Source organism: Mesorhizobium sp. M0140, assembly GCF_040322475.1.
Classification (GTDB): domain Bacteria; phylum Pseudomonadota; class Alphaproteobacteria; order Rhizobiales; family Rhizobiaceae; genus Mesorhizobium.
Map to the genome: position 1 here is coordinate 1 of NZ_JAMYTM010000038.1, position 16326 is coordinate 16326.

The 16326-nt window shown below is 63.1% G+C and carries 11 protein-coding genes; 1 reads left to right on the forward strand and 10 read right to left on the reverse strand.

Going from position 1 to position 16326, the window contains the following annotated elements; translation table 11 throughout:
- On the reverse strand, positions 1-1989 hold a 1989-nt coding region (locus tag NKJ37_RS27630; RefSeq protein WP_352775855.1), incomplete at its 3' end, for an Ig-like domain-containing protein.
- 324 nt (positions 1990-2313) lie between these two features.
- Here NKJ37_RS27630 and NKJ37_RS27635 point away from each other — a divergent pair.
- Positions 2314-3246: a transglutaminase-like cysteine peptidase gene (locus tag NKJ37_RS27635; RefSeq protein WP_352775858.1), complete on the forward strand. Its 933-nt coding sequence runs from the start codon at positions 2314-2316 to the stop codon at positions 3244-3246.
- Positions 3247-3269: 23 nt separating this feature from the next.
- Here the strand turns inward: NKJ37_RS27635 and NKJ37_RS27640 are convergent, their stop codons facing one another.
- The 9 genes from NKJ37_RS27640 to NKJ37_RS27680 all read right to left on the reverse strand — a co-directional run bounded on the left by NKJ37_RS27640 (position 3270) and on the right by NKJ37_RS27680 (position 16300).
- Positions 3270-3908, reverse strand: coding sequence for a ribbon-helix-helix domain-containing protein (locus NKJ37_RS27640; protein ID WP_128304952.1), 639 nt, complete (start codon positions 3906-3908; stop codon positions 3270-3272).
- The gene (locus tag NKJ37_RS27645) at positions 3898-5187 is read right to left on the reverse strand and encodes an HlyD family type I secretion periplasmic adaptor subunit (RefSeq protein WP_023809952.1); all 1290 of its coding nucleotides are present in this window, start codon (positions 5185-5187) and stop codon (positions 3898-3900) included. The genes NKJ37_RS27640 and NKJ37_RS27645 overlap by 11 nt, the downstream gene beginning before the upstream one ends.
- Positions 5188-5229: 42 nt before the next feature.
- The gene (locus NKJ37_RS27650) at positions 5230-7362 is read right to left on the reverse strand and encodes a type I secretion system permease/ATPase (RefSeq protein ID WP_128304950.1); all 2133 of its coding nucleotides are present in this window, start codon (positions 7360-7362) and stop codon (positions 5230-5232) included.
- Between the two features lie 39 nt (positions 7363-7401).
- A complete protein-coding gene (locus tag NKJ37_RS27655; protein ID WP_352441933.1) occupies positions 7402-8850 on the reverse strand; it encodes a TolC family protein in 1449 nt (482 codons plus the stop codon).
- A gap of 418 nt (positions 8851-9268) precedes the next feature.
- Positions 9269-9832: an invasion associated locus B family protein gene (locus tag NKJ37_RS27660; protein ID WP_196815310.1), complete on the reverse strand. Its 564-nt coding sequence runs from the start codon at positions 9830-9832 to the stop codon at positions 9269-9271.
- Positions 9802-10263 (reverse strand): DUF4189 domain-containing protein, encoded by a 462-nt coding sequence (locus NKJ37_RS27665; RefSeq protein WP_023809956.1) that lies wholly within the window; start codon positions 10261-10263, stop codon positions 9802-9804. Before NKJ37_RS27665 ends, NKJ37_RS27660 begins: the two co-directional genes overlap by 31 nt.
- A 38-nt stretch (positions 10264-10301) precedes the next feature.
- Positions 10302-10970, reverse strand: coding sequence for a hypothetical protein (locus NKJ37_RS27670; RefSeq protein WP_023809957.1), 669 nt, complete (start codon positions 10968-10970; stop codon positions 10302-10304).
- A gap of 13 nt (positions 10971-10983) precedes the next feature.
- Positions 10984-11541 carry an invasion associated locus B family protein gene (locus NKJ37_RS27675; RefSeq protein ID WP_023809958.1) on the reverse strand — a complete coding sequence of 186 codons (558 nt, stop codon included), beginning with the start codon at positions 11539-11541 and terminating at the stop codon, positions 10984-10986.
- 7 nt (positions 11542-11548) lie between these two features.
- Positions 11549-16300: a YadA-like family protein gene (locus tag NKJ37_RS27680; protein ID WP_352613193.1), complete on the reverse strand. Its 4752-nt coding sequence runs from the start codon at positions 16298-16300 to the stop codon at positions 11549-11551.
- Positions 16301-16326: the final 26 nt, after the last annotated feature.

Consider the following 16326-nt stretch of genomic DNA (forward strand, 5'->3'; position numbering starts at 1 on the left):
CCCGCCGCCCGCCGCCGCGCCGTCGGCGCCGAACACGTCGTCCGTGCCGTCCGTCAGCACGTTGCCGCTCACGATGCCGCCCTCGACAACGCTGTTGGTGTCGGCATGTGCCGTCGGAATGTCGTCGATAATTTTCACGGAGAGCGTGGCGTTGGCGCTCTGCAGATCCTGGTCGGTCAGCGTGACGGTGAAGTTCTCGAAGAGGTTGTTGGTGCCCTGGATGGGGTCATGCCCCTCGTTGTCGAGCAGTGTGTAGGTGTAGCTCACCTCACCGGTGGCGGCATTGTAGCCTGTCACCGTCAGCGTGTTGCCGAGCGTCGTCGTGAACGAGCCGCCCGTGAACACGCCATCGGTGATGAAGGCGTTGCCGTCGATCGCCAGCGAGTGGATGCCGTCGGGCGAGGAGACGGTGAAGGTGCCGGCGCCGGCCTCGGCCGTGCTTGCCGGATCGGACCCAGGCCCGCCCGGCGTGCCGATATTCAACGCCGCCTCGTTGACGACGACGTCGCCGCCGGTGGCCTCCGGCGTCAGGTCGGTGATCACAGGCGTCGAGTTGCCGATCGAAATCGTCAGCGTGGTATGCGAGGTGTCGCCGTCGCCGTCCTTGATCGTGTAGGTGAACACGTCGTTGACGCCGCCTGGCGTGCCGGCAGCGCGCACATAGCTGTAGGAGCCGTCCGCCAGCAGTGTCAGCGTGCCGTAGCTGCCCTGGATCGGCGTGTTCAGCGTGGCCGCATTGTCGACATCGGTATTGGTGTTGCCGGCCTGCACGCCAACCACAGTCGCGCCGTCGGCGCCCTTGGTGTCGGCAACGCCGTCCGTCGCGTTGGCGTCGCCGGCATCGGTTCCGCCAACCAGTACATTGCCCGTCGCGGGGCCAAACTGGCCGGCCGCGATGCTGTCGGTATCGGCGTGTGCCGTCGGCACGTCGTCGAAGATGGCGACGGCGAAGGTGGTGCTGGCAGTATCGCCGTCGACATCCGTGACAGTGATGGTGAAATTCTCAGGAACCGTGTCGGTGCTGGGATCATAGCCGGGTGTCTGATCCGTATGGGAAACCGATTCGGTCACCGTATAATTGTATTCGATGGCACCGGTGCTCGGATTGAAGGAGACGATCGTCAGGTAACCGTACTGCCCTGGGATGTGCTGATCGACGCCGGTGACGGTGACACCGTTGATGACGATCGAGCCAATTCCATCCGGCGCGTCGATGCTGATCGTTCCAGTGCTGGACGTTTCTTTGTCGGTCGGCGCTTCGCTACCCGGAGATTGCGCCCCACCGCCATCGAGGCCAGTTTCACTAGCCGCTTCGGTCGGGGCAAGCAGTGACGTGGCCGTCACTGTAACCTGCCTGTCGACGATCGAGGGGAACAGCTCGCGCCGCTCCAGAAGCCCGAACTGCAAGGCCGTCGGGGGCAACAGGGCCGACAGGTCGAACCCGTCGCCGATGCCGCCGGGGGGAACCGAGAAGTCTCCGCCCGCGCTCGAATTCGAACCGCCCGGGCCGGCCGAGATGGAACCGTCGGCACCGAAGGCAACATCGACATGGCTGGCTTCCAGCGCTGCCAGCAACGCCACGCGCGGCACCTCGACGTCGCCAATGATGAAGGTCGGCACGTTCAAGGCGCCATCCTTGACCACGATTACCGAGCCGTCGGCCTGTTCGAGCAGAAGGTTCTGGCCATCGACCTTGATGTTGTCGATGGAGGCGTTGGCGGGAAGCCTCACCACATGGCTGGCGTCGGCTACGTATTCGTGCGGCGCAGCTGCCGGCGGTGCCTTTGCTTCCGCGGGGGCTTCTGGCTTGACAGGCGCTCCGCCGCCGACATCGACCGGCACCGGTTCGGACGCTGCCGGCGCGGGCTGCGTCGAATTTGCCTGTGCGACCCGAATCTCCGCCGGCGATGCCTGATCGCCGTGTTCATTGGACGCGGAATGCTCGTTCAAGGAAGCCGAAAAGCTGTCCAACTCGATATTGTTCGTCATGGCTGAAACCCCTCCGATATTTACCGGATAGAGACAGCGGCCACTTCTACTTTGCAACTGCCCCCTAATCTATTTCATATATTATGATATGCATTGCCCGGCATTTTTTACACGTGGTAAACCGCAACAATATAACCTGATATATGTTGGTTTCTGGAGGTCTGGTTGACGGATGACTAGTCGGCATCTTTTTGATGAACCAAAGTATAAATTTGAATAAAATTTTAGACAAACTGGATAAAGACAGTTGCTGGATATTTATCCACCTTCCTTTCCAATAATTTGAGACAAGATTGGTAGCGTCCACAGTCAAAGGTGGGCGTTATGAAAAAGCAAAAACCAGTTCCGGGAAAAACCCGGCTCCAGATGCTCCTGCTGGCAATCGGGCTTGTCGGCCTGGCGGGGCCGTCATTCGCGAGCGATATCGCCGCATCCGGCTGGCCTCAGGAGAAGGTCCAGACGCCGCCCTGTCTCGGCGGTGTTTCGCTGGCGAGGCCCCAGGCCAGGCAGCCTGCGGGCGCTTACCGGATCGGTCAGGTCATCAGCAGCTATGGCCCGGCAGATGCTGACCGCGGGGATGGCTCGTCAACGGCGCGAGATGACGCCGGGATAGATCCGGTGCAGACCGCGTCGATCATTCCGGGGGTCTTCGGATCGGTTGCCTTGTCCATGCGCAATTTTCCCGTCGCGGCGCGCTGGGCGCCCGTGTACCGGGCAATCACCGCTTGTTCGTCGGGCAGCCCCTGCGAGCGCAAGAGCACAGCTTTTGCCGGCATGGTCGCCGCCGCTCAAGGCAAGGGATTCAGCGAGAAGCTGTCCTTCGTCAACAGCAGCGTAAATCGCCTGATCGCCTACAGGAAAGATAGCGTCGTCTACGGCAAGCTCGACTATTGGGCGAAGCCTTCGGAGATTCTCGAGCGGCGAGCCGGCGATTGCGAGGATTTTGCCATACTCAAGATGACGGCCCTGCTGAGGGCCGGCATCCCGACGCAGAGCATGGCGCTTGTCGTCCTCCAGGATCGCAAGCGAGGCTTCTTTCACGCAGTGCTGTCGGTGAGCACAGGCAGCGGCACCTTCATTCTCGACAGCCTCAGCAACACTGTGGTGCGTGACAGCGATCTCCCGGATTATGTTCCGCTTTATTCGTTCAGCACGGACCGGGCCTGGATCCACGGTTCAAGACCGGGCGGAGCCCAGATGGCTGACATCAAAGGCGGTATCGCAACCGTCGCACCTGGCGAAGGTTTTCAGCCGTAAGTTCTCGTTGGATTGGTGGTGATTCAGCCGCCGAAGACGAACGCCATCAGCAGCTCCGGCTCGAGCACCGGAGCCCGCACCGCATTCAATTGCCCCCGGTATCGACGATCACCCGCGCCGATGACAAAACCGGTGGCCACCGGCGATTCGCCATTGGCATCGAGCCGCGCGAAGATGTCGGCCACGTTGAGGTCCAGCGCCAGCTTGAGGTCGTGCCGTGCGTCATCGCTTGGGGCGATCGGCAATTGACGTTTGACCAATTGCTGGAACGGCGCGTTGAACGACAGGATCTTCTTCGACGATGCCAGCGCAAAGGCTGGTGACGGGCAAGCGACCAGTATGGCGTTGATGGTGTTGATCGATGCAAGCCTTCGCAAGGTCAGGTTTTCATCCGCCAATCCACGCATGCAGGCCACCCGGATCGCGGATGTCAAATTGCCTGTCTGTGCCTGGCTTTCGGCGATCTCGTCGATGAGCATGCCGATCGTGCATTTCCTGCGTTCGGCCATCTGCTTCAGCGACAACCAGAATGCCCGCTCCAAGCGGATGCCGCGTCTTATGCCGCCACGCGCCACGACCCGAAATTCAAGCCCGAAATCCTCGGCCGCGACTGGCGGAAGCAGTCGCTCGCCATCAGGATGAGGGCTGGCGCTACCGCTCACTCATCGCCTCCTCGCGCGCCTTGTTGATCGGCTTCAGGAGGTAGTGCAGGATCGTCTTGCGCCCGGTCTTGATGTCAACCGAGCAGATCATGCCGGGAATGATCGAATAGGCCTTGCCGTCTCTTTGAAGGGTCGATTTGTCCGTCGCCACGCGCACCTGATAGTAGGGTTCCCCCGTTTTCTGATCGACCAGGCTGTCGGCAGTGATGTTGGAGACCTTGCCCTCGATGCCGCCGAAGATCGAGAAATCATAGGCGGTGACCTTGATAAGGGCTTCCTGGTCGGGGCGGATGAACGCGACATCCCGTGGCGAGACCCGTGCCTCCACCAGCAACGTCTCGGAGGTCGGCACGATGCCGGCGACGACGGCGCCAGGCTGGACGAAGGCCCCCACCGTGTTCAGCTCCAGCGTGTTGACGATGCCATCCACGGGAGACCGGATATCGGTGCGCGCGACCTTGTCGGTGGCCCCCCTTATGGTTTCATCCACCACCGAAAGTTCCGCCAGCGCCTGGGTAAGGTCGTCCAACGCCTCCTGCTGCAGTTGCAGGCCGAGTTCCTCGACCTGCAGCTGGGCTTCCGTGATCGACGATTTGATCTTCTTTATTGTTTCGCCGGCCAGGTTCAGCTGGCCGTTGAGCTCGGTCTGTTCGCGCTCTACCCGGAGCTGCTCGGTCCTTGCCATCAGGCCTTTCTTGACCATCGCGTCGACCAGTTTTGCCTCCTGGTCGCTGACGACCAGGTTCTTGGTCAGACGGTCGGAATTGGCCACCGCCTCGGCCAGTTCCCTCTCGCGCTGATCGAGGCGTGACTTGAGCACGGACAGCTTGTTGTCGAAGTTCCCGCGCCGGGCAATGAGCAGCTTCTGTTCATTGTCGCAGATTTGCGGAGCGACCGACTGGATGTCCTGCGGGCACGGAAATGGGCCCGAGAGATTGCCGGCCTGTTCGTATTTCAGCCTTGCTATGCGCACTTCCAGCGCGCGCGCCTTGGCCTGCTGCTCGCCGAGACTGGACGTATTGAGCGTGTTGTCCAGACGAATGATGAGATCGTTCTTCTTGACGACCTGGCCAATCGTCACGGCGATTTCCTGAACGACACCGGCTTCACTCGCCTGGATGATCTGGGTCTTGGAAGCGGGTATGACCTTGCCGTCGCCGCGTGCGATCTCATCGACTTCGGCAAAGGACGCCCAAGCGACAAAGACGACGAAGAGCGCTCCGATGATGAATATGGACGCCGACGCAAACAGCGGCGGTCGATCTTCCCTGGCAAGCATTTCCCACGCCCCAACGCATTGGATGCAGCAATAATTGTTTTGTCAGGCGCTTGTTTTCTGCAACGCCTGTATGACTTGGTCCTTCGGTCCGTCGGCAACGATCTTGCCCCGTTCGATAACGATCAGGCGGTCGGCCAGCTCAAGCATGCTGAACCGATGTGTGGAGACGATCAGCGTCGTGTCGCGGTCGAAAGCGACTTTGAGCTGCTTGATCAACTGGCGTTCCGAGGCAAGATCCATCGAGCCCGACGGCTCATCCAGAAAGACGATTTTCGGTTTGGTCAAAAGCAGGCGTGCGATCGCCACCGTCTGCCTCTGGCCGCCGGAAAGATTGGTGCCGCGCTCGCCGACATTCATGTCGTAGCCGCGCGGGTGGCGTGAAACGAAATCGTCGACGCCGGCCGCCTTTGCAGCTTCGATGATCTGTTCGTCTGTAGCCTCGGGGCATGCCATCAGGAGGTTTTCCTTGATGGTGCCCGAGAACAGGTCGCCGGCCTGCGCAACGATGCCGACCGCGGCGCGAACCTCGGACGGGTGATACTGGCGAATGTCGATCCCATCCAGCAGCAGCTCACCGGAAGTCGGCAGGAAAAGCCGGCCGATCAGGCGGCCCATCGTCGTCTTTCCCGATCCTATGCGGCCGATGATGCCGATCCGCTCACCCGGCTTGACCGAGAAATTCAGGCCGGTCAAAACCTCGTTTTCCGAGCCTGGATAGACAAACCCGACATTCCTGAACACCATCGCCCCCTTGCGAATGGGGCGGTTGACGAAGCCCACCGTGTCGGGTCGGTCTTCCGGCTGAGCCATGATCGAGTTCACCATTCTCAGCGAGAGCATGGCCTGGCGGAACCGGGACAGCGTTATGGCGATCTGGCCGAGCGGCGCCACGGCCCTGCTCGCCAGCATCACCGTTCCTATGATTGCTCCTGTCGAAACATGCCCTTCCGAGAAGGCATAAGCGCCGGCCACGACCAGGGCGACGGTGACCAGCTGTTGTATGGACTGGGTGATGTTGCCCGCCGCCGCCGAAAGCTGCTTGATCTTCTCGGACGTGTTGGCGGCGTTCTTGGAGTGCTCCCCCCATTTTCGCAGCAGATACGCCTCGGCGCGCAGCGACTTGATGGTCTCCAGCGTCGAGATGGATTCGACCAGCAGGGCCTGGCGCTGCGACGCTTCGTTCATCGAGGCGGCGACGCGCTTGCCGATGCGGCGCTGAGTGATCAGGCCAACGATGACGGACATCACGAAGGCCAGCGCCGGTATGATCACCAGCCAGCCGCCAATTGCATAGATCACAAGGAGAAAGACGAAGACGAATGCCGTGTCGATGAACACGCTTATGGTGTTCGAGGTGAAGAACTCCCTGACGAATTCATACTGCGTGACCCTGTTTGCGTATTCACCGGTCGATCCGGGGCGCGCCGACAGCGACGAGTTCAGCACTTTCTCGAACAGCAGATAGGATATTCGGAGATCCGCCTTGCGCCCGGCATAGTCGATGAGGGAGGCCCTGGCCGTCTTCAAAAGCAGGTCGAACAGGATGACCGCACCGATGCCGAGAGCCAGCACCCACAGTGTCGATATTGCCTTGTTCGGCAGGATCCTGTCGTAGACGTTCATGGTGAAGATCGGCGAGGCTATGGCCAGCAGATTGATGAACACCGCCGCCAGGACGACTTTCGAATAGGTGCGCCAGAAAGCGCCCATCGTCCCCGTGAGCCAATGTCTCCGCTCGATCCTGGCCGCCGAGCCGACCGACATGGTCTCGGCGGCATTGGCGTAGGTGATCGAGAAGGAAGCGCCGCCGCTGATGTAGCTGGCGGCCAGTTCCGATCGGCCGATCGCGGTGCGGCCGTCTTCCTGGGGCGCGGTGATATACGCATCGTCTTCGCCTAGAGCGAGCAGGGCAACGGGCAATTGGCTGACGCGAAAGACGATTGCGGGCAGATCGATACGCCCCCTGAGAAAATCCCGGTGGTTGAACTCGGTGACTTCCAGGCCGATGCGTTCGGCAAGGTGCCTGATGTCGTCGACCGCAATTCGCGTGTCCGAGAGCGGCACGCCGGCAAACAGCACGGTCTCCGCGCTCGGCCTGCCGAGATATCCGGCAACGGCTGAGAAACAGGCCTTGAACGCCTCCTTGGGGGAGAGGATGTTGGGTTGCTGGTTCACGATCTGCCCGTCAGGACGCTCGCTGGGCCTTGCGTCGTCTTACTTCTTCCTCACCGGGGCGAGAATATCGAATGGCAGGTCGTTCTTCTGCTCCGATGGCGTCCGCGCATAAGTTTCAGTGTCCGCGGTTTCCGGTGCTGCGAACTCGGTGCGTGCATAGGCTGTCGCTTGCTTTGCCGGCTGAAGGTTCATCGTTTTCAGCAACTGTCCGGTCGCGGCCAGAAGCCGGTACTGGGCAAACAGCGATGCGTAGGACGCGGTATCCGCCAGCGTTGCCGTGTTGAACCGCGTATTCTGCGCATCCAGCACGTCGAGCAGCGAGCGCTGTCCAACCTTGAACTGCTCGCGATAGGAAGCGACCAGCTTCTCATTGGCGGCGGCTTGCTGCCTCAGGGTCTTTGCCAGATCGGCTTGCCGGAAACGGCGATCCCATGACGTGCGAACGGCTTCCTCGATTTCGCGCTGCACCTGATGCAGCGCCAGGCGCTGTTCGCTGGTGCGGCGGATCTGCTCCTGCTCGTTGGCCTTGTCAATACCACCGCGGTAGAGATTCCACCGCAGGACCACGCGCGCCTGAAGGTCGCTGGTGTCGCCATCGTCGCCGTCAATGTCAGTTCCCGCCCGGGCGCGACCTTCAGCGATGATGGAGGGGCCGAATTTTGCCCGTGCGGCATCCACGAGGGAAGCCGCCGCGTCGATGTCGCTGTTGGCCATGTGCACGCGCGGATTGCTTTCGCGCGCCAACCCTATTGCCTCGTCAAGCGATCGCGGGAGCGCAGCCGAGACATCGCCCGGCCTCGATGGGCTGGTCAGTGGCTTTCCGACGGTCTTGAAGAAGCGGATCTTGGCCGCTTCCAGTTCCTCGGTCGCCTCCTGCATGCGCGCCTTGGCGGCAAACAGCCGTTCCTCGGCCTGCTGCCGGTCGGCCTCGTTCAGCGCGCCGCCCGAAATGCCTTGCCGGATGTCGCCGAGAATTCCCTGGTGGAAGCCGAGATTTTTCTTCGCTTCGACAACGATCGAAGCCTGCAGCATGTATTCCAGATAGTCCTGGACAACGGACAGCCCGATGAATTCGGACCGTTCCAGCACCCGGAACGAAGCGCCATCGACGCGCGATGCCTGACGGTTCAATTCGGCCCGCCTTGCGCCGCTGTCATAAAGCGTCTGCGAAACGGTAAGATCCGTTTCAGCCGGATAGAGCGCGTCGTCTTCGATGGAAAGGGAGCGCCGGGATGAATTGTCGAGCCGGCGAACGCCGGCCGATGCCTCGACATCGACACTGGGAAGATAAAGGCCCTTGGCCTGCCGCAACTCGAACTCGATTGCTTCGCGATTTTCGATCGCCTGTCCAATCTCGGGATTGGATTCCACCGCGACAGCCATCGCCTCCTTGAGCGTAAGCGCATGAGCACTCCCGCAGGTCAGCATGGTGGCCGCCATCAAAAGACCAAGGCGCCTGCCTATGGTCGACATGTTTGTCGTATTCATCAATCCCACCCTAACGTTTCCCCAGCGTCCTTTTCAGAGCGCTAACCAAGCCAAGGCCTGCCCGTCGGTGGATTATTCACAAATTCACGAAATATGTGAGCGATTATTGATTTAGAGGTCGCTAAATAGCCTTTTTGGGCAACAAGGCTGCGAGATGTAGCAAAAATAGCACATAACGTCGGCTCGCTCCGGTTGTATCCGGACGCCGCACTCTGCGGGATAGCCCGAAAAACGGCAGGTCAGTGGGCCGATATGGCCAGAATCATGCCATGTGGGTATGGCGGCTGTTGATGACCCAACCTGAAGTTGAGCCATTTTCAGGTACGCCCTCTCGGCAGCCGCCCCAAAATACTCCGTCGCGGCGGCCGGCGTGCGCGTCATGTCGCTGATTGCGGCCAAAAGCTGGTCAGCGCGCACCCTAATTTGCGCTCAACGCCACCATGCGGTCGAGCGCCGCGGTCAGGCCGCGAAGCGAGACCGGGAAGCTCAGCGGGGTCTCGGCGTCCGTCGTCACATTGAGCTTCAGCACCGAGCCTCCCCTCAGCTTTCCAAGCGTCGGCCGATCGACGGTAAAGACGGAGACGCAACCCGTTGGCAGGCAGGTCCTGAAGCGCTGCGGGGACAGTGGCGGTTGATCGTCGATCTGCAGCGTCACGCCCGGATCGAGCAGGATGCCGAAGGGCAGAAGCAAGGTAGCCGTCGTCGAGCCGTCCGGGCGTGCCGCGATCTCAACGGCAAGAAGCCTCTGCCCGTTCTGCTGGACCTGGTCTTGCGCGAGCGAGCACACTCTCGCCTTCTCGCGAACCGAACAGGTCACACTCCAGTCCTGATAGACTTCACGCAGCGATGAGGGTCCATCCGGGACAGCCGCCACCTGTTGCTGGGCAGACACCGGCGACATCAACGAGAATAGAATTGCCCCACATGCGGAGACGGCCTTCGGGCCAGGCTTCATGTGCAGACCCACTCGCGGATCTTGCATTTCTCTCCCGCCGCCTCGCAGGCCTGCAAAGCGAGATCCTCCGCTTCGCGACGGGTCTCGGCCGAGTTCACGCCCCAGGGCGTGAAACGGTTCTCCACCTTGTCTGCCACGGCGAGTGCACCGCAGTGCTTGTAGGGAAAGCCGGTCTCGTCGTCATCATTCCAATGGCGGTGGTTGCGGAAGACGGTGACGACGTTGCAGGCCTTTCCGCCCGCGTTCTCGCAATATTTCTGTGCGATGTCCTTCGCTTCCTGCCGCTTGTCGGCGCCCCAGAAGAAGCCGTATTTGCTATCGGCCTGCGAATAGGCAATGGCCGCCCAGATGCCTTTTTCCTCCTGTTGCGGTTCCGATGGGGCCACAAGGTCGGCCGAGACGACTTGTCCGCTCCACAACAGGGTCAAGCCCAAAACTGCCAAAGCCTGCAATCTCATGGTCGGCATCCTTTCCTTAACCTCAATCGCTTCGCGTCCTACTTCGCCGCCGAAGCGAGGGAGATCACCACACAGCTTTTGCCCGTCGGCAGGAGAAGCGCTTCACCGGCATTGCCGCCGAGCTCGTAGACCTCGACCTGCCCGAGATGGTCGGTAATCTTGCTGCCCTGCGGCAGGATGGATGCGATGTCGGCGCACGGGCTGGCGAATGGCGCCACCCGCACCATCGCCCCTTCGCAACCCGTGGCGGTGGGCGATGCGAAGACGATGCCGGCGGCCGGTCCGCTATAGCGTTCCGACGCATAATCCATGCCGACAAAGGCCTGGATGGCGTGCTTGTCGGCGGCCTGGTCGTTCCACAGGGATTTGACGCTGTATTTCGTGCCGTTCGTCAGAATCTGTCCGAGCGCCGGATAGACGGTCGAGCAGGCCTGCACTCCGGCCTGCTTGACATGCTCGAGGAAGGGCGTGTCCGGAAGCACGGGGGCCGCCGCAGTTTCTGCGGGTGCGGCCGTCGCGCCGCCGACCAGATTGGCGATGGCGGCATAGTTCCCTGCGGCGAAGCCAAGGCCCGCCACGACCAATCCCAGAAGTGAATATCCGGCCACGCGTGGCCAGCGCCGCCTTGGGGACTCGGCCCGCCTCTGCCGATCCGCCTCGACGGTCGCAGTGCGTTTCGCGGACGTGAACTGGTCCTGCTGGCTCATGGTGATGCCCCGGTTATTTGAGTGGTGAAAGGGCCTCTGACAGCCCCTTGAGCGTTGCGGTCACGGTGATCGTCTGACCGTCGACCGTCGAATAGGAGATCGCCGGTGTCGCATTCTGCGAGATCTGTCGGCGCATGACGGGGCCTACCGGCAACATGCCGACGCAGACCATTTCGTTGCAGCCGTTCAGGTGCACGTCGATCGGCTGCTTCTGTCCATCGAACTTCAGTGACACCAGGCCATCGCTCCTGGCGTTCGGAGCGGTGCGCAGGATCATATACGGCTTGCCGTCCTGGGTGGCGGCGAGCGACCAGCTGAAAGCCATCTTGCCTGATGCGTCCTCGATGATCTGCGAGACGTTGCAGACCTTCTTGCGAGCCTTGAGGTTCTCGTCGCAGATCAGCGTCCAGTTATCGAATGGGCGGATGGTGCGCTGATAGTCTCCGAGCTTGACCTCGGGCGGCACCACTACGTCCGATGGCTTGATCCTGTAGGTCGACGCGACCTGCCCGGCGGACGGCACGAGGCCGCCGCAGAGCGCCAGGCAGGTCAGGGCAACAAGTCCTTTCATTCCTGCCTCAGTTCAAGGTGAAGCTGATGCCGGCGCCGACACCGACATGCCCACCCGCGGCCGTGCCCGACAGATTGCCCCGGATGCGGCCGTCTTCACTGGTGTAACCAGCGCCGAAGGCGAACGCGCCTGCGTCCCGCCACAAGCCGCCACCCGCCGCGACGCTCAGCTTTCCGGGCCGGTCGTCATAGCGCAGCGAGGCGGCCGCAAGGCCTATCGCGGCCGCCTGCCGCGCCTCGTCGCGGATGCCGCTGATGTCCGAATTGAGCTGGCTGAGCTTCTGGTCGGTATAGTCGTTGGCCTGCTGCAAGGTCGTGACCGCCACCTTGTCGGTGTAGTCGTTGGACGTATCGATAGCGTAGGCCACGCGGTTGTCCGTATAGCTCTTGCCCGCGGTCAGGCCCTGGTTCATCTGGTCGACGTTGACCGCATCGGTCCCTTTGACGCCGGGGCCGACATTGGAGATGACGACCGGCGCGTTGACGTCGCCACCTTGCAGCGTGATGGTGTTCGTCTTGTTGCCGCCCTGGGTGTCATAGGTCACCGCGTTCTGGGTAAGGTTTCCGACGCCGGCTTTCAGATCCTCGATCGCCGTGTTGGTGGCGTAGAGCTGCGAGCCGTTGATCGCATCGGTGCTGCCGGCATCGACGCGGCCGGCGGCGACATTGGTGATCGTCCGCTCGGCGCCGGCGTCGCCGACGCTGACGGTTCCGGTCGGCGTCGTCCCGGCATAAGTGTAGGTCTTGCCGTTGATGACGGTGCTGGAGGTCCCGACGGCGGTCTGTGTCACCGAACCGGAACCGAGCGCCACATCGTTGGCGTTGTTGGCCTTGGCGCCTTGGCCGAGCGCGACGGCGCCCTGCCCGGTGGCCGTCGAGCCATGTCCCGCAGCCAGGCTGTCGGTGCCGCTCGCCACACTCTCCGGCCCGATCGCCACGGCGTTGGTGCCGCCGGCGATGCTGTCGGCCAGCGTCGAGTTGGCGTGGAAATATTTGATGCCGCCGCCATTGCTGATGCTGGTCAGCGCATTGTCGACGGCCGTGAAGCCGTCATAGACGGTGGAATAATTGTTGCCCTGGATGGTGTAGGTCGGGCCGGTGATGGAGCCGTCGGGATTGACGGTCGTGCCGCCGCCGAACAGGTTGCTGACGTTTTGCGTCACGCCGCGCAATTGCGAGACGTTGACGCCGTCGGTATCGGCCGAGCCCGCCGCGACGTTGGTGAGCTTGCGTTCGGCCCCGGCGGCGCCGATCGACACCTCGCCGACCGAGGTCTGCGAACCGGCGAGCGCAAAGGCCGTGTAGCCGGCCTGCGCGCCGACGCTGGTGATGGACTGCGCGCCGAGCGCAACGCTGTTGATGAAGGTGCTCTGGGCGCCGGCGCCGAGCGCCACCGACTGGATGCCGGACGCCAGCGAATTGGTGCCGAGCGCCAGGCCGTCGGCCAGCATCACGTGGGCGCCTTGGCCGATCGCTGTGCCGCCGGGTGCATCCTGCTCGACAGTGGCGCCATTGCCGATGCCGATGCCGTTGTCGCCGTTGACGACCGTCGTCGGGCCGACCGCGACCGATTCCGCGCCGACCGCCAGCGAGTCGCCCGCCGCCGAATTGGCATGGAAGTATTTCGTCGACGTCACCGAGACGGAGGCGATGGCGCCCTGCAGCTGCCGAAGCGTTACCGCATCCTGAGATTGCGTGCCGTCGGCCACATTGGTGATCTGCCGATACGAGGTAGCGTCGCCGACCGAAACGGCGCCGAGCAGCGTCTTGTCGGTCGTGTTGTACTGGATGAAGTTGGCTGGGCCGGCGGGCAGTTGCCCGGTAAGCGGAGCGATCGCGCGATCGGAGACCGAACCCGAGCCAAGCGCCACGCCGCCGTCGATGCTGACATTGCTGTCGCGGCCGAGCGCCAGTGCGCTGACGCCGGTGGCGGTCGCCTGGTAGCCGACGGCGGTGGAGCCGACGCCTTGTGCGAAGGAATCGGTTTGCGCCAAGCCTGCCTCGTTGGTGCGGGCGTAGCGGATGCCCACACCATTGGCGTCGGTATAGGCGGTCGACGTGTCGCCGGCGATGTTGTTGATCGTGTTGCCGAGATCGGTCACGCCACTGCCGATATTGGCGATATCGGTCGTATTCTGCGTGACCTGCTGGTTGGTGGCGAAGAGCTGCGAACCATTGACCGCATCGGTCGAACCGCCGTTCAACTGCCCGGCCGCGACATTCTGGATCTGGCGTTCGGCGCCCGCCGAGCCGACCGAGAAGGCACCGGCCGGTGTGGCGCCGGCAAAGGTGTAGTTGACGCCGCCGATCGTTGTGCCACCGACGGCGGTCGTTGCGCCCGATGTCGAATTCAGGCCGATCGCCACGTCGCCGTCATTGTTGGCCACGGCGTTCGGGCCGACCGCGACGGAATCCGTTCCGAGAGCCTGTGAATCCGCCAGGGTCGAGTTGGCGTGGAAATACTTGATGCCGCCGCCGACATTGATGTTGCTGAGCGTGACGCCAATGGCGTCGACGGCCTGGTTGGTGGCGAAGAGCTGAGAGCCGTTGATCGCATCGGTCGAGAGCGCGCTGACGCGCCCCGCCGCCAGGTTGGTGAGCGTGCGTTCCGCACCGACCGCGCCGATGCTGACGGTCGAGAGCGGGTTGGTGCCCTGGAAGGCGTAGGTCGTGCCGTTGACCACGCCGCTCGCCGTGCCGACGGCCGTGGTGGTCACCGAGCCGGAGCCGAGCGCCACGTCGCCGGAGCTCGCCGCCGCTGTCGCGCCATTACCCAGCGCGACATTGCCGGCGAGGCCGGCCGCACCCGCGGTCGAGCCGTTGCCCAGTGCCACCGAGCCCTGCCCGATGGCCTTGTTGTTGTTGCCGATGGCGACGGCGCCGTTGGCCGTATTGGCCGCGGTGGCGCTCGCCGTGCCGTCACTGTTGGCGATGTTGTTGGCGCCACCGGTGAAGGCGCCGGTGCCGCTGGCATAGCTCGGATCGCCTATGGCGACCGCGCCGTCGCCATAGGCAACGTTGCCGTAGCCGATCGCGACCGCCTTGCCGCCATCGGCGGTCGCGCCCGTGCCGATGGCGACGGAGTCGGCGGAGATAGCGCCGGCGGCGGTACCGATGGCAATCGCATTGACGTCTTGTGCCACAGCGCCCGCTCCAACTGCTGTCGAGCTCGCCGCTGTCGCGATGGATGTCGTGCCTATGGCAATGGAGTCGTCGCCTCCCGCAGTGGACGAACGGCCACCGGCGAACGCACGGGCACCGGTGGCCTTGGATGTGGAACCGAGCGAAGTGGCGTACACTCCGCTGGCCGTGGCGCCCAATCCCAGCGCACTGGCATTTGCGGCGGTCGCCGCGGCGTTGTTACCCAAAGCCGTGGTGGAGACGTCCGTGGCCTGGGCTCCAGAGCCCGCCGCGACCGAGCCTACTCCGCTCGATACGGCCGAATTGCCCAGGGCCAGCGCGAATTGGCCCGAAGCCGTGGCGACGTTGCCGAACGCTGCCGAGTTTATCGCCGATGCATTTGCCTGGGGACCAACGGCTGCGGCATTGGTGCCGGCGGCCTGGGCCTGGAAGCCCACGGCTGCCGAACTGGCGCCGCCGGCCGACGTACCTATGCCGAGCGCGGTGCTGCCGACTCCGCCGGCGTTGGCACTGACGCCGGCTGCGAGAGAATTGTCTCCTATCGCATTTGCACCCGTCCCGAATGAGGAGGCGTTTATGCCGCTGGCAGCGGACGCGTTGCCGACCGCGGTGCTGGCAGAGCCGCTCGCAATCGAGGTCGCGCCCATCGCTATGGCGGACGTTCCCGTTGCCTTGCTCGCGCGCCCGATCGCGGTGGAGTCAACCTGGGACGCCGTCACATCCGTACCGATGGCGATGGCACTCTGGGCCAGCGCGCCCCCTCCCGCAACAGTTCGGTTGCCAAGATTGACGGCGTTGATCGCGGTCGCGGTCGCCTGGAATCCGATGGCGATGGCATTCTGGTTGGTTGCGGTGGCGCTGTTACCTTGGGCAAGCGAATCCAGCCCGGATGCAGTTGCCCCGAACCCGAGAGCGGTGGCGCGCAGCCCGGTCGCCCGGGTAACATAGCCGATCGCCGTCGAGTTCAATCCGTCGGCACGCGCGTTCAGGCCAAAGGCGGCCGCGCCTGTGGTTGCAACTGAGTTGACGCCAATGGAGCTTGCTCCGTCCCCGTTGGCCTTGGCGTTACCGCCTACAGCGAGCGCGTTGACGCCGGTTGCGCCCGCGAAGACACCTATGCCTATGGCGTTGAGGCCATTGGCACTCATCGTGTAGCCGATAGCGATCGAAGCGTTGCCCGTTGCCGTGGCACCGGTGCCCAGTGCCACGCCGTCGTCGCCATTCACTTTGGCACCATCGCCGACGGCGGTTGAGGCGGACCCGGTGGCGGTGCTGGCACAACCGATGGCAGTGCTTTGTATCCCTGCGGAGGGAGTCGTGCAGTTCGCGACGTTGGTCACAGTCCCGTTGCCAATGGCGAGCTGCGCGAAAGCCGTTTGCGGGATCATGATCCCCATCACGGCAAGCGCCGCCGCCGACATCCCGCCGACGCCCAGCGTTCCCAGCCCCAGGCGCTTGCGCCCCATGCCCAGCACGCAATGAGCCATGCGCAGCACCGCCATTAGGCGGCGGCGCGTCGAGCGTGAGCCATGATCGGCCCCCGCGATCCAGTGCCCGGCGAAATGCGCCGCGCGACGCTGAACAAGAAGCGAGCCGTTCGAAATCTGATTGTCGGTCATGGTTCCCTCTCCGCTGGCCGGCACGA

Excerpts from the sequence above, each read along its gene's own strand:
- NKJ37_RS27635 (WP_352775858.1), top strand. The coding sequence starts at position 2,314 with ATGAAAAAGCAAAAACCAGTTCCGGGAAAAACCCGGCTCCAGATGCTC.
- NKJ37_RS27645 (WP_023809952.1), bottom strand. The coding sequence starts at position 5,187 with ATGCTTGCCAGGGAAGATCGACCGCCGCTGTTTGCGTCGGCGTCCATA.
- NKJ37_RS27655 (WP_352441933.1), bottom strand. The coding sequence starts at position 8,850 with ATGAATACGACAAACATGTCGACCATAGGCAGGCGCCTTGGTCTTTTG.
- NKJ37_RS27660 (WP_196815310.1), bottom strand. The coding sequence starts at position 9,832 with ATGCAAGATCCGCGAGTGGGTCTGCACATGAAGCCTGGCCCGAAGGCC.
- NKJ37_RS27665 (WP_023809956.1), bottom strand. The coding sequence starts at position 10,263 with ATGAGATTGCAGGCTTTGGCAGTTTTGGGCTTGACCCTGTTGTGGAGC.
- NKJ37_RS27670 (WP_023809957.1), bottom strand. The coding sequence starts at position 10,970 with ATGAGCCAGCAGGACCAGTTCACGTCCGCGAAACGCACTGCGACCGTC.
- NKJ37_RS27675 (WP_023809958.1), bottom strand. The coding sequence starts at position 11,541 with ATGAAAGGACTTGTTGCCCTGACCTGCCTGGCGCTCTGCGGCGGCCTC.
- NKJ37_RS27680 (WP_352613193.1), bottom strand. The coding sequence starts at position 16,300 with ATGACCGACAATCAGATTTCGAACGGCTCGCTTCTTGTTCAGCGTCGC.